The sequence below is a fragment of the Nonomuraea guangzhouensis genome (genome assembly GCF_019396345.1).
Taxonomy (GTDB): domain Bacteria; phylum Actinomycetota; class Actinomycetes; order Streptosporangiales; family Streptosporangiaceae; genus Nonomuraea; species Nonomuraea guangzhouensis.
The window spans coordinates 281770-295169 of record NZ_JAHKRM010000004.1 but is presented as its reverse complement, the minus strand read 5'-3'; the positions used below and the strand labels follow the sequence as shown (position 1 = coordinate 295169).

General features: G+C 70.5%; 11 protein-coding genes. 4 read left to right on the top strand and 7 right to left on the bottom strand.

Going from position 1 to position 13400, the window contains the following annotated elements; genetic code table 11:
• Positions 1 to 6 precede the first annotated feature (6 nt).
• From KME78_RS09595 to KME78_RS09570, 6 genes are read right to left on the bottom strand one after another with little or no spacing between them, the layout of a single operon-like run.
• The gene (locus tag KME78_RS09595) at positions 7 to 1074 is read right to left on the bottom strand and encodes an N-acetylglucosamine kinase (protein WP_219528442.1); all 1068 of its coding nucleotides are present in this window, start codon (positions 1072 to 1074) and stop codon (positions 7 to 9) included.
• Positions 1059 to 2318 carry a 6-phospho-beta-glucosidase gene (locus KME78_RS09590; RefSeq protein WP_219528441.1) on the bottom strand — a complete coding sequence of 420 codons (1260 nt, stop codon included), beginning with the start codon at positions 2316 to 2318 and terminating at the stop codon, positions 1059 to 1061. The genes KME78_RS09595 and KME78_RS09590 overlap by 16 nt, the downstream gene beginning before the upstream one ends.
• Complete coding sequence (locus KME78_RS09585) at positions 2315 to 3205, bottom strand: carbohydrate ABC transporter permease (protein WP_219528440.1); 891 nt, start codon at positions 3203 to 3205, stop codon at positions 2315 to 2317. The genes KME78_RS09590 and KME78_RS09585 overlap by 4 nt, the downstream gene beginning before the upstream one ends.
• Positions 3202 to 4128, bottom strand: coding sequence for a carbohydrate ABC transporter permease (locus KME78_RS09580; RefSeq protein WP_219528439.1), 927 nt, complete (start codon positions 4126 to 4128; stop codon positions 3202 to 3204). The genes KME78_RS09585 and KME78_RS09580 overlap by 4 nt, the downstream gene beginning before the upstream one ends.
• Before the next feature lies 1 nt (position 4129).
• Positions 4130 to 5467, bottom strand: coding sequence for an ABC transporter substrate-binding protein (locus KME78_RS09575; protein WP_219528438.1), 1338 nt, complete (start codon positions 5465 to 5467; stop codon positions 4130 to 4132).
• A 25-nt stretch (positions 5468 to 5492) separates the two neighbouring features.
• Positions 5493 to 6698, bottom strand: coding sequence for an ROK family transcriptional regulator (locus tag KME78_RS09570; protein ID WP_219528437.1), 1206 nt, complete (start codon positions 6696 to 6698; stop codon positions 5493 to 5495).
• A gap of 199 nt (positions 6699 to 6897) precedes the next feature.
• Here KME78_RS09570 and KME78_RS09565 point away from each other — a divergent pair, with 199 nt between their 5' ends.
• The 4 genes from KME78_RS09565 to KME78_RS09550 all read left to right on the top strand — a co-directional run bounded on the left by KME78_RS09565 (position 6898) and on the right by KME78_RS09550 (position 12823).
• Positions 6898 to 9222, top strand: a complete 2325-nt coding sequence (locus KME78_RS09565; protein ID WP_219528644.1) for an ATP-binding domain-containing protein — start codon at positions 6898 to 6900, stop codon at positions 9220 to 9222.
• Between the two features lie 548 nt (positions 9223 to 9770).
• Positions 9771 to 11450, top strand: a complete 1680-nt coding sequence (gene lnt, locus KME78_RS09560) for an apolipoprotein N-acyltransferase (protein WP_308126869.1) — start codon at positions 9771 to 9773, stop codon at positions 11448 to 11450.
• 13 nt (positions 11451 to 11463) lie between these two features.
• On the top strand, positions 11464 to 12207 hold the full coding sequence (locus KME78_RS09555; RefSeq protein ID WP_219528436.1) for a polyprenol monophosphomannose synthase: 744 nt from the start codon (positions 11464 to 11466) through the stop codon (positions 12205 to 12207).
• 118 nt (positions 12208 to 12325) lie between these two features.
• A complete protein-coding gene (locus KME78_RS09550; RefSeq protein ID WP_219528435.1) occupies positions 12326 to 12823 on the top strand; it encodes an FxsA family protein in 498 nt (165 codons plus the stop codon).
• Between the two features lie 82 nt (positions 12824 to 12905).
• Here the strand turns inward: KME78_RS09550 and KME78_RS09545 are convergent, their stop codons facing one another.
• A complete protein-coding gene (locus KME78_RS09545) occupies positions 12906 to 13250 on the bottom strand; it encodes an RNA polymerase-binding protein RbpA (protein ID WP_043625492.1) in 345 nt (114 codons plus the stop codon).
• Positions 13251 to 13400: the final 150 nt, after the last annotated feature.

The following is a 13400-nucleotide window of genomic DNA, read 5'->3' as shown; positions in this document are numbered from 1 at the left end:
GGCCCGTCAGGCCCGTTCGTAGCGGGCGCGCAGGCGGGTCTTGGCCAGGTCCGTCGCGCCCAGGTGCTCCAGGCCGTTCAGAGCGGCGCCGACGATGGGCGGGACGTCCACCACCAGGATCTTGGCCCGGGGCGCCCTGGCGGCGAACGAGGCGTCCAGGAGGGCCGTCAGGAGCGGGTCGCGGGCCTGCAGGATGCCGCCGCCCAGCACCACCTCCGTGGGCGTCTCCAGCAGGTCCAGGCGGCGCAGGCAGACCTCCGCCAGCACGGTGATCTCCTCCGCCTGGCGTTCCACCAGCGACCTGGCGATCGGGTCGCCCGCCGCGGCCGTGGCGAAGACGCCCGGGGTGAGCTCGTGCAGGCGGGACTCATCCAGGCGGCCGAAGTGGATCTCCAGGATCAGCTCCTCGACCGTGCCCACGGCGAAGTGCCGCGTGCACAGCTCCGCCAGCGCGGTCGCGGGCCCGCGACCGTCCTCGGCGCGGGCGGCGTGCCACAGCGCCTCCTCCGCGATGCCCTGGCCGCCGCCCCAGTCGCCGCTGAGGCGGCCGAGCGCGGGGAAACGGGCCACCTCACCGGTGGGGGAGACACCGGCCGCGTTGATGCCCGCGCCGCACACCACGGCCACGCCCCAGGGGCCGGACGCGCCCGCCCGGAGCACGGCGAAGGTGTCGTTGCGGACGGAGATGTCCGGGCCGAAGCCCCGGCGGGCGAACTCGCGGGCCAGGGCCTCCTCCTCGACCGGCAGGTCGGCCCCCGCCAGATAGGCCGCCACATGATCGAACCGGCCCAGAACGGTGGGCCGGTCGGGGAAGCGATCCGGGCCTGACGCGTCGTCAGGGAAGCCGTCCGGGCCTGGGGCGGCGCCCAGGGGCACCCGCGCGAGCGCCTGCCGTACCGCCTCCTCCACCACGTCCACCGCCGCCGCCACGCCGTCGCTCTGCGGCGCGAACGCGCCCGCCCGGCCGGTGGCCAGCACCTCGCCGTCCTCCGTGACCAGCGCCACGTCGGTCTTGCTGTTGCCGCCGTCGACCGCGAGGACGAGCCTGCGGTGCTCCACTACCTCACCGTCCACGGCAGGTACGCGCGGTTGGCCTCCAGCAGCAGGCCGGTCAGCTCCTCCGCGGTGGCGTCCTGGCCGATCAGGGGATGGGCCAGCAGGGCGTCGCGGACCCGGTCCGCACCGCCGAGCCGGGCCGCCTCCAGGGCGAGCGTCTCGTAGGCGGACACGTGCGCGATCAGCCCCGCGTACAGCGGCTCGACCGGCGGCACTGGCAGCGGCGCGGCCCCCGTGCCGGAGACGGCCGCGGGCACCTCGATCACCGCCTCGTCCGCCAGGAAGGGCAGCGTGCCGTGGTTGCGGACGTTCACCACGTGGGTGCCGGGGCGGTCGCCGAGCAGCGAGGCGATCAGCGCGACCGCCGCCTCGGAGTAGTAGGCGCCACCCCGCTCGCCCAGCAGCGCCGGCTTCTCGACGACCGACGGGTCGGCGTACATCTCCAGCAGCCTGGTCTCCATCGCCGCCACCTCGGCCGCGCGCGACGGCTTGGCCCGCTGCTCCTCCACCACCGCGTCATGATCGTAGAAATAGCGCAAATAGTACGACGGCACCACACCGAGCCGGCGGAGCAGCGCGGGACGCAGCGCCAGGTCGTCGGCCAGCGACTCCGCGTGCTCGGCGAGCAGCGCGGGCAGCACGTCCTCGCCGTCCAGGTACACGGCCCGTTCCCAGGTCAGGTGGTTGAGCCCGACGTGGCCGAGCGAGATCCGCGACGGCGGCACGCCCAGTGCCTCGGCGAAGCGGCGCTGGAAGCCGATCGCCACGTTGCACAGCCCGATCGCCCGGTGCCCGGCGTCCAGGAGCGCGCGGGTGACGATGCCGACCGGGTTGGTGAAGTCGACGATCCACGCATCCGGCGCGTGCGTACGGACCTTCTCGGCGATGTCCAGCACGATCGGCACCGTGCGCAGCGCCTTGGCCAGCCCGCCCGCGCCGGTAGTCTCCTGCCCCACGCAGCCGCACCGCAGCGGCAGCGTCTCGTCCACGTCGCGCGCTGCCTGCCCGCCCACCCGCAGCTGGAACAGGACGGCCCGCGCCCCCGCGACGCCCTCCTCGACCGAGGAGGTGGCCAGCACCCGGGCCGGATGCCCGGCATGTGCCAGCATCCGGCGCGCCATCCCGGAAACAACCTCAAGTCGCTTTAAATCGGGATCTATCAGTGCGATCTCCGTGACCGGCAGTTCGTCGCGGAGCCGCGCGAACCCGTCGATCAGCTCGGGCGTGTACGTCGAGCCGCCCCCCACCACGGCCAGTTTCAACCCTTCACTCCCGTCAATGTCACGCCCTCGATGAAGACCTTCTGGGCGAAGAAGAACACGATGATCACCGGAGCCATGACGAGCAGCGTGGCCGCCATGGTCAGGTTCCACTGCACGCTGTGCAGCGCCTTGAACGAGGCCAGCCCCACCGACAGGGTCCAGCTGTCGACATTGGTGGCGGCGTACAGCAGCGGCCCGTAGTAGTCGTTCCAGCAGTAGAAGAACTGGAACAGCGCCACCGCGGCGATGCCCGGCTTGGCCATCGGCAGGACCACCCGGATGAGCGTCCTGAAGTCGGTGCAGCCGTCCACCCGCGCCGCGTCGGTGTAGTCGCGCGGGATGGAGAGCAGGAACTGGCGCAGCAGGAAGATCGAGAACGCGTCGCCGAGCAGCATCGGCAGGATCAGCGGCAGCAGTGTCCCGGTCAGGTTCAGCCGGGCCCAGATCAGGTAGATGGGCACCGCGATCACCTGGGGCGGCAGCATCATCATCGTGATGACCAGCAGGAACGCCAGCCTGCGCCCGGGAAAGCGGAACCGGGCCAGCGCGTAGGCCACCGGGATCGACGACAGCAGCGTGAACAGCGTGCCGAGCCCCGCGTAGATCATCGTGTTGCGCAGCCACAGCAGGATCGGCGACCTGGCGAACACCTCGCCGAAGTTGCCCCAGTTCCAGCTGTGCGGCCACAGCTCGTCGGTCAGCGTCTGGTTGTCGGACATGAGCGCCGTCAGCAGGACGAACACCAGCGGCCCGATGAACGCGATCCCCAGCGCGACGGCCGTCGCGTGCGTCGCGATCCAGTACAGCGCCTTCCTGGCCCGGCCACGCCGGACCCGGACGCGCCGCCCCGCCGCCTGGGAGGGCGGCGCCACCAGCGTGGCGGTCATGAGGCCACCTCCTCGAACCCGCGGAACTGCCGCAGCAGGATCAGCGTGAACACCATCGACGCCGCGAACAGCACCAGCGCCAGCACGCAGGCATAGCCCATCGTGTAGTCACGGAAGCCCGTCTGGAACAGCCACTGCGGCAGCGTCAGCGTCGACATCTCCGGATACCCGGGCACGAACGAGGTCCCCGGCGCGTCGGTGACACCCGCCGCGACCCGGGAGGCGATCATCGCCTGGGTGAAGTACTGCAGCGTGTAGATGACACTGGTCACCGCCGAGAACATCAGGACCGGACGGATCGTCGGCAGCGTGATGCTGCGGAACTGCCGCCACGCCCCGGCCCCGTCGATGGCCGCCGCCTCGTACAGGTGCCGGGGCACGTCCAGCAGCGCTGCCAGGAAGATCACCATGATGTTGCCGACGCCCCACATGGCCAGCAGCGTCAGTCCCGGCTTCGACCAGTCCTTGTCGCCGAACCAGTCGGGCCCGGAGATGCCGACCAGCGCGAGGATCCGGTTGAACGGACCGGTGGCCGGGTTCAGCAGGAAGACGAAGGCCACCGTCCCCGCCGTCACCGGCACCAGCGACGGCAGGTAGAACAGCGTGCGGAAGAACCCCACGCCGGACTTCAGCTTCGTGACCAGCTGCGCCACGCCCAGGGCGAACAGCACCTGGGCGGGCACCATGACGGCCACCAGCCACGCCGTGTTCCGGATCGACAGCCAGGCCCGCTCGTCCTGCAGGAAGTAGCGGTAGTTGTCCAGGCCGTTGAACTTCAGCGAGAACAGGTCGTAGTTGAAGAAGGAGAAGTAGACGGTCGCCATCAGCGGGTAGGCGAAGAACACCCCGAAGCCCACCAGCCACGGCGACAGCCACAGCAGGGCCCGGAACCCCTCACGGCGCCTGAGCGGTACGGACGCCACCTCAGCCGCCCGACAGCTTGAACTTGGCGTCGATGGTCTTGTCCACGCCCTTCAGCCCCGCGTCCAGGTCCTTGACCGAGCCCTTCTCCCACGAGGTGATGAACCCTTGCAGCGCCTCCTGGTTGAACACGCTGTTGACGTGCGCCGGGATCGTGCTCGTCTTCGGGTTGGCGAAGATGTCGAGGAAGGTCTGGAAGTGCTCGTCCTTCTTCAGCGCGGGCGACTCCAGCGCGGCCTTGGTGGTCGGCACGTTGCGGATCGCGTTGGCCAGCGTGACCAGCGCGTCGGTGTCGGTGGTCAGGTACTTCACCAGCGCCCAGGCGGCCTCGGGGTTCTTGGCGCCCTTCGGCACACCGATCACGGTGCCCGCGGTGAAGCCGCTGCCGTACAGGTCGGGCTTGGCGTCGTCGACCGGCATGGGGGCGGTGCCGTAGTCGAGCTTCGGCGCCTCGTTGGCGATCATGGCCACCCGCCACTCGCCGTCGATGCCCATGGCGACCTTGCCCTGGTAGAAGGGATGCTTGCCGGAGAACTCGTCACCCAGGCCCTTGCGGAACTTGTCCAGGTTCGCGTAGCCGTACCAGTCGATGAGCTCCTTCTGCCAGTTCAGCAGGGTCTTCCAGGCGGGGTCGGAGCCGATCGCCGAGGTGCCGTCGGGGTTGGTCCACTTGGCGCCGACCATCGCGCTCCAGTGACCCGCGGTGTTCTCGTAGTACTGGCCGCTCGGGATGAAACCGGCGACCTTGATGGTGCCGTCCGGGTTCCTGACCGTGAGCTCCTTGGCCAGCTTGGTCAGCTCCGACAGGGTCTTGGGCGGCTGGTGGCCCTTCATCAGGGCCTTGTTGTAGTAGAGGCCGTACGCGTCGGTCAGGAGCGGCATCACGCACCGCTTGCCCTCGTACTGCGTGTAGTCGTTGACCACCGGCGGCAGGCCCGACAGGTCGACGCCGTCCTGCTTGATCACCGGGTTGAGGTCCTGGAAGACCCCGCTCTTGCACCAGGTCGCCACCGAGTCGGTGGTGAAGGAGGAGGCCACGTCCGGCGGCCGGCCCCCGCGTACGGCCTGCGTGATCTGCTCGTCCTGTACGCCCTTGACCAGCTTGACCTTGATCTGCGGGTATTTCTTGTTGAACCCGGCGATGGCGTCGGTGAACGCCTTCACCTCCGAGTCCGCCGAGAACCCGTGCCACAGCTCGATGGAGGCGGCGGGCAGCGCCGTGGGCGCGGTGTTGGTGGGTTTGGACTGAGAACCGAGGGCGGGACCGCCCTCTTTACCCGCGGTACACGCGGCCAGGCTCAGGACGGCGAGCCCTGCGGCCGCCAGGGGAACGAAGCGCACAGGGAGTGCCTCCTCTTGGCGTGTCTCATGGAGTCGGGACCGTGGACCCGAAAACCTCGTCGCGGACGAGGTCCAGGGCCAGGTCGAGCGCGCCGGCGAGGACGGGATTGCCTTCGACGGACGACAGGCGCAGCCGGGGCCGCGGGATGGTCAACGCGTGCAGCTCGTGCTCGACCAGCTCACGCAGGGGTTCGCCGCCCGACAGCACCACGCCGCCGGTCAGCACGATGAGCCCGGGATCGATGACGGAGGTGATGGCGGCCAGGCCCACCGCCAGCCGCGCGGCGATGTCGCGCAGCCCCGCCCGTGCGTCGTCGGCCTTCTGACCGCTCTGGTGGTCGTCCGCCGCGCGCACCGCGTTCGCGATGGCCTGGCGGAAGTCCGTGCCGCGCACGCCGTACGAGCGCAGCAGTTTCAGTACGGCGGGGCCGCCGGTGAGCGCCTGGTAGCCGTGGTTGGCGTACCGTCCCGCCTCGCGGGCCGTCGGCGCGCCCGGGGTCGGCATGTAGCCGACCTCGCCCGCGCCGCCGGTGGCGCCCCTGTGCATCCGCCCGCCCAGCACGATGGCCGAGCCGATGCCCTCGTCCGCCCACAGCAGCACGAAGTCGGAGTCGCCGCGGGCGGCGCCGTGTGCCATTTCGGCCAGCGCCACCAGGTTGACGTTGTTCTCCACCGACACCGGCACGCCGAGTCCCTCGGCGAGCGTCGGCACCAGGTCGCCGATCTGCCAGCCCGGCATGTCCTTGGCGGTGGCGTAGCCGAGCCGGCCGGTGGACGGGTCGATCGCCGCCTGCACGCCGATCACGACCCGGCGCAGCGGGCCGGGTGAGCCCGCGCCGTCGAGCGCCGCGCGCAGCCGGGAGACCAGCTCGCCGCCCGGCCGGCGCGGCGTGGGCAGCGTGTACGAGCCCACGGTCGTGCCGGCGATGTCGGCGATCCTGGCCTCGATCCGGGCGGGCGTGACGTCCAGCGCGCCCACGTAGGCCGCGGCCGGATTGATCCGGTAGACCTCCGCGGTACGGCCCGGCAGCCCCTCCCTGATGCCGTCGAGCACCACCAGCCCGGCCTCCTGGAGGCGGGACAGCAGTTGCGAGGCCGTCGGCTTCGAGAGGCCGGTCAGGGTGCCGATCTCGGGGCGGGTCAGCGGGCCGCGTTCGAGGAGTGCCTGCAAGGCCGCGCGATCGTTGATCGCGCGTAGCAGACTGGGAGTCCCCGGCACCGGACCGCTCACGTTCACCCCTTGGCTCGAAGTTAGGAAACTTTCCTAACTTGATGCGAACCTAAGAGTCCGGACGGTTTCGGTCAAGGGGTGAAACCAAGCCGTGACCGGATGCGGGGAAGGACATCAAGCGAGAAGATGGGAGTGCCTCAACAGGCGTGCTAATGTCGTCGTTTGTCGTAACAACAAGCAGAATGGCCCGGAGTGTCCCATTAACAACAATAATGGTCAGGCGGCAACTCGTCAAACGGAGCTCGCAAGGGAGCAGGAGTACGTCGCCCGCCTCTACGCCCGCCTCGACGCGTTGCGTGAACGCACCCAGAGCCAGCTGAAGGAGGTGCTCGGCGCCGGCGCCGTCGGCACGTTGCAGAACAGGTCGGAGCGCGACACGTTCGCCGGAATGTACGCCTCCCGGCTGGCCCGGCTCTGGGCGGTGGAGCGCGGGCTGGTCTTCGGCCGTCTCGACCACGTCGACGAGGGCAGGCTCTACATCGGCAAGCTCGGCCTCACCGACGACGAGCAGGAGCGGCTGCTTATCGACTGGCGCGCGCCCGTGGCCCAGCCGTTCTACCGCGCCACCCCGGCCGCGCCGATGGGCCTGACCCGGCGGCGGCACCTGCAGACCAAGGGCCGCGTGGTCGTCGGCGTCGACGACGACCTGCTCGACTTCGACACGCTGACCGACGAGGACCGCGCCACGCTCAACGGCGAGGCCGCGCTGCTGGCCGCCCTCGACGAGCGGCGCACCGGCCGGATGCGGGACATCGTCGCCACCATCCAGGCCGAGCAGGACCGCGTCATCCGCGCCGACCTCAACGGCGTGCTGGTCGTCCAGGGCGGCCCCGGCACCGGCAAGACCGTCGTGGCCCTGCACCGCGCGGCGTACCTCCTTTACACCCACAGGGAGCGCCTGGAGCGTCGCGGCGTGCTGATCCTCGGCCCCAACCTCACCTTCCTGCGCTACATCGAGCAGGTGCTGCCCTCGCTCGGCGAGACCGACGTGCTGCTGTCGACGGTCGGCGAGCTCTACCCCGGCCTGACGGCCACCGCCAGGGAGCGGCCCGAGGTGGCCGCGATCAAGGGCGACATCCGCATGGCCGAGGTGATCGAGCGGGCCGTACGCGACCGGCAGCGAGTGCCCCGCAAGCCCGTCGAGCTGAACCTGGGCCGCTACGCCCTCACCATCGACCGCAACATGCTCGAGGCGGCCAAGAACAAGGCCACCCGCTCGCGCCGCCCGCACAACCAGGCCCGCGCGGTGTTCGTCAGGTCCCTGCTCAACGCCCTGGCCAGGCAGGCGGCCAAGAAGCTCGGCAAGGGCCTCATCGACGACGACGAGCTGGCCGACCTGCGTGAGGAGCTGCGCACCGAGCAGCCGGTCAAGACCGCCCTGAACCGGCTCTGGCCGTACCTGACCCCGCAGCGCCTGCTGCTGGGCCTGTACGCCTCGCCGGAGCGGCTCGACCACGCCGCCTCGACCCTGACGCCGGAGGAGCGCGCGCTGCTGCGCCGCGACGGAGGGGAGTGGACCGAGTCCGACGTGCCGCTGCTCGACGAGGCGGCCGAGGTGCTCGGCGAGATCGACGAGCAGGTGCTGCGGGCCAGCGCCCTGCAGGCCGAGGAGGAGATGGCCGCGGCCAGGCAGGCGGCCGAGCACGAGCGCGAGGCGGAGCTCGCCTACGCCCGCGAGGTGCTCGAGCTGACGGGCCTGTCCGACGTCATGGAGGCCGAGCGCCTGGCCGAACGCCAGCGCGGGGAGGGCCCCTACCTCACCACGGCCGAGCGGGCCGCCGCCGACCGCGCCTGGGCCTACGGCCACGTGATCGTGGACGAGGCGCAGGAGCTGTCGTCCATGGCCTGGCGGGTGATCATGCGGCGGGTGCCCACCCGGTCGATGACGATCGTCGGCGACATCGCGCAGACCGGCTCGGCGGCCGGGGCCCGATCGTGGAACCAGGTGCTCGACCCCTACGTGGCGGGGCGCTGGCGCCAGGAGCGGCTCACCGTCAACTACCGCACGCCGGTGGAGCTCATGGCGGTCGCCGCCCGCGTGCTGGCCACCATCGACCCGGCGCTCGAGGCGCCCGCCTCAGTCCGCGACACCGGCGCCGAGCCCTGGTCGGCGCCGCTGTCCGCGCTGCCGGAGCTGGTCAAGTCCGAGGTCGGGGAGGGCGGCAAGGTGGCCGTGGTCGTCCCTGACGCGCTGCTCGGCGAGCTCGGCAAGGCGATCTCCGACATGGTCGAGGGGACCGCCGTGGTCTCCTCCGGCGCCACCCGGGGGACCACGGCGCTCGACGCCCCTGTGGCCGTGCTCGGCGTGGCCGATGCCAAGGGGCTGGAGTTCGATTCGGTCATCGTGGCCGAGCCCGACCTGATAGCCTCACAGTCGCCGCGCGGCCTGAGCGACCTTTATGTCGCTCTCACCCGAGCCACTCAGCGGCTCGGCGTCGTCCACGAACGGCCGCTGTCGGCCCTCCTGTCGGAGGCGCTGAGCGGCTTGCCAAGCCGTACGTCCGGGCCGACAAATGGGCATTAGATCGCTTTAATGCGACAACGCAAGCATGTCCTACCTGCGGAAACTTGATGTTTCTGCTGATCGGGACACGGTTGACATCTGAGGTGGAGTCGGTAGTTTGCTGCGCAGTCCAGCACGGGACTTGGCCGGTTGGCCGTCTCTGACATCGTCGGATCCTGCGTCCGTGACGGAGCGTGACTTCGTCCACACAGCCAGGTGCAGGGCCGTCGGTCCGTCGAGTCGGGGCACCCCAGCCGGGCGGGGGGTTGGACCCGGGACGGGCCCGGGAGCCCAGTAGACAACGGAATTCCGCGCTCGCCGCCGACGAGACGGGTCCGGTCCGAAGGGTTTCCGGGCCCTCTTCCCTCTCGTGCGCAGGATCGCCATCAGCGCCGGGTGGTCCCGTCAGGTCACGGGATCACCCTGCCGCTCCCCGCCCGGTTCGCTCACCCTGCTTCTGTTTGGTTACTCCTACTTCTGAGGCAACAAGGGGCCGCAACGGCCGAAACGGCGCCCGGGGGCGGTAGCGTTTTCGCAAGCAGGCGTGCGAACGGCGAGGAGAACCCCGCGTGGTGCAGGACAAGACGGGCCCACCGCCCACTGGCGGCGGGACCCCGCACATCCCTGATCCGCCCACGCCCGATTCCGGGGTTACGGCCGCGGACACACCCACTCTGGCGGCGGACGCGTCCGCTCCTGTCTCCGATGCGGCCGCTGCGGTCGCGCCCGTGGGGCGGGAGTCCGGGCGGGTGCTCATGGCCCGGGTGGCCGCCGCCGTGGTCGGCGGGGGGCTGCTGTTCCTCGCCTTCCCGCCCATCGACTGGTGGCTCGCCGCGCCGCTCGGCGTCGGGCTGATCGTCGCCGCCCTCTACGGCGCTCGCCCCCGGCGTGCCGCCTGGCTCGGCTACCTGGCCGCCGCCGTGTTCCTGTTCCCCACGCTGGCCTGGGTACGGACGATCGGCGACGACGTCTGGGTGATGCTGGTGGGGGTCGAGAGCCTGTTCTACGCGGTGATGGCCGCCCTGGCCGCGCTGGTGTTCCGGCTGCGGCTGTGGCCGTTGTGGTTCGGCGGGCTCTGGGTGGCCATGGAGTGGGCGCGCGGGCTGGTCCCCATCGGGGGCTTCCCCTGGGCGCGGCTGGCGTTCAGCCAGGGTGAGTCGCTGTTCACCGAGTACGCCGCACTGGGCGGGGCGCCGCTCGTGTCGTTCGCCGTCGTCCTGTGCGGGGCGCTGCTGGCGTACGCGCTGCTCCGGCGGCCGGCGGAGGCCCGGCGGGCCGTCGGGCGGCTCGTGCCGGTGGCGATCGCCCTGGCCGTGCCCCTGCTGACGCTGGCCGTGCCGAGGCCGGGGGACGAGGGGCGTTCGGTCAACATCGGCATCGTGCAGGGCAACGTGCCGGGCCGGGGCATGTACATCCTGGGCGACGAACCCGCCGTGGTCCTGAAAAATCATGCCAACGAGACGAAAAAGCTGGCGCAGGCCGTTCGGGATGGGAAACTCCCTAAGCCCGACCTCGTCGTCCTCCCGGAGAACTCCACCGACATCGACCCCTACCAGGACGCGGGCGCCCGCCAGATCATCGACGACTCCGTCAAGGACGTCGGGGTGCCCACGCTGGTCGGCGCGGTCGTGGCCATCGGAGACGAGTACCGGGCGACCCGCAGCCTGGTGTGGGACCCGGTGACCGGGCCCGGCGCCTACTACGACAAGCAGGATCTGGTGCCGTTCGGCGAGTACACGCCGTTCAAGGAGATCGTGCTGGCCCTGTGGAAGCGGGCCGGCCTGGTGGGCAGGCAGTCGGTCGCGGGCACCAAGCCGGGTGACCTGAAGATGGGCCCGGTGACGATCGGCGCGGTCAACTGCTACGAGGTCGCCTACGACGGCACCGTGCGCGGGACCGTACAGACCGGGGCCACGCCGCTGGTGGTGCAGACCAACAACGCCACCTACGCCGAGTCCAACCTGCCGCCGCAGCAGCTCGCCATGTCGAAGCTGCGGGCCGTCGAGCACAACCGGGCGGTCGTGACAGCGGCCACCACCGGCATCTCGGCGTACGTCACACCTGAAGGTAAGGTCTCCTGGCGGACCCGCGAGCTCGTCGCGGACATGAACGTGGTGAAGGTGCCCGTGCGCACCCAGGCGACGGTCGCGACGCAGGTCGGCGCGTTGCCGGAGTGGGCGCTGGCGTTGATGGGAGTGGCGGCCGCCGGGGTCGCCGCGTGGCGGGTCAGGGGCAAGGCGACCGCGTGAGGGATAACTGATCATGGAGATTCTTGGCCGGATACTCATCGTCATACCGACGTACAACGAGCGTGACAACGTGCTGATGATCACCGAGCGGGTGCGGGCCGCGATGCCGGACGCCCACGTACTGGTGGTCGACGACAACAGTCCCGACGGCACCGGGGAGGTCGCCGACGAGCTGGCCGCCAAGGACGATCACATCCACGTCCTGCACCGGGCCGGCAAGGAAGGGCTGGGCGCCGCCTACATCGCCGCGTTCAAGTGGGGCCTCGACGAGGGCTACAACGTGTTGGTGGAGATGGACGCCGACGGCTCGCACCAGCCCGAGGAGCTGCACAAGCTGCTGGAGGCGGTCGCCGACGGCGCCGACCTGTCGATCGGGTCGCGCTGGGTGCCCGGCGGCAAGGTGGTCAACTGGCCCGCCTCGCGCGAGCTCCTGTCCAGGTGCGCCAACATCTACACGCGGCTCATGCTCGGCATGCCGGTGCGCGACGCGACCGCCGGGTTCCGCGTCTACCGCGCCGCGACGCTGGACAAGATCGGGCTGGCCGACGTCGAGTCGCAGGGCTACTGCTTCCAGGTCGACCTCACCCTGCGGACGGCCAAGCACGGCCTGCGGGTGGTCGAGGTGCCGATCACGTTCGTCGAGCGGACCGTCGGCACGAGCAAGATGAGCAGCCGGGTCATGGCCGAGTCGTTCTGGCGCATCGCCGTCTGGGGCCTGACCGGCCTGCCCGCCCGGTTGCGCGGCAAGCGCCCCTGAGAACCTGTGATCGCCCTCAGGCGGCGCCGGAACGCTTCGGGCACGCCCGGCGTTGTCCCCTGTATAAGCGGTCTTATACGCGTTCTAGAGACGTCGCGTGCGCGGAATGGGGAAGACGATGCGGCTCCTGCTTTTCCTGGCCTTCCTGATCGTCCCGGTGCTGGAGATCTGGCTGCTGATCCAGGTGGGCTCGGCGATCGGCGGCTGGACGACCGTGGCCCTGCTCATCGCCGACAGCCTGCTGGGCGCGTGGCTGGTACGCCGCGAGGGACGCAGGGCGTGGCGGGCGCTGCAGGATGCGTTGCAGTCCGGCCGGATGCCCGACAAGGAGCTCGCCGACGGCGGCCTGATCCTGGTGGGCGGCGCGCTGCTGCTGACGCCGGGGTTCCTGAGCGACATCCTCGGGTTCCTGTGCGTGCTGCCGTTCACGCGGCCGGCGATGCGGCGCCTGGTGTCGTGGTTCTTCGACCGCCGGGTCAAGAGAATGGCGGCGGCCTCGCCGTACGCGAACCTCTTCCCGCCGTCGCCCGGCGGCCACGCCGACGGGCAGCACATCGGCGGGCGCGGTGGCGTGGTGCACGGTGAGGTGATCAGGGAAGACCGCGAGCCTTCCTGACCAAGCTTTACCTGGCCTTCCGCGTCAGGGCATTGCGAAGCCCCCGGGCGTGCTGCCCGGGGGCTTTCACCGTGAGAAGGTGTCAGGCGCTCTTTCGACGCTGGGCCCGAAGTACGGCCAGCCTCTCGTTGAGCACCTCTTCCAGGTCCTCGATGGACCGTCGCTCCAGGAGCATGTCCCAGTGCGTCCGCGGGGGCTTCGTCTTCTTCGACTCCGGCTGCTCGCCGTCTACCCGAACGGCGGTCGCGCCGCACATGCGGCACTCCCACGTCGCGGGAATCTCCGCCTCGGCGGCAAGCGGAACCTCGAAGCGATGGCCCTTGGGACAGGTGTAGGACACCTCCTGGCGCGGGGCCAGATCCGTGTTACGGTCGTTCTCGTAGCTGGTTGCCCCGAGCCGGGTGCCACGAAGCGCGCGCTCGCCCATGTTTAAATGCCTCCTACAGGGCCCCCATCGTGAGGGGTCTGTCTCCCACGGTGTCTAACGCTTGGTACCGTGATGGGATTCCCCCATGCGGGGTGATCCAATCTCTATCGCCCCGAGGAGTTGCCCGCAGCCGGGCTTCCGTCGGCGTTC

Coding starts and splice junctions, on each gene's coding strand:
- KME78_RS09585 (WP_219528440.1), bottom strand. CDS start 3,205: ATGACCGCCACGCTGGTGGCGCCGCCCTCCCAGGCGGCGGGGCGGCGC.
- KME78_RS09555 (WP_219528436.1), top strand. CDS start 11,464: ATGGAGATTCTTGGCCGGATACTCATCGTCATACCGACGTACAACGAG.
- KME78_RS09550 (WP_219528435.1), top strand. CDS start 12,326: ATGCGGCTCCTGCTTTTCCTGGCCTTCCTGATCGTCCCGGTGCTGGAG.
- KME78_RS09545 (WP_043625492.1), bottom strand. CDS start 13,250: ATGGGCGAGCGCGCGCTTCGTGGCACCCGGCTCGGGGCAACCAGCTAC.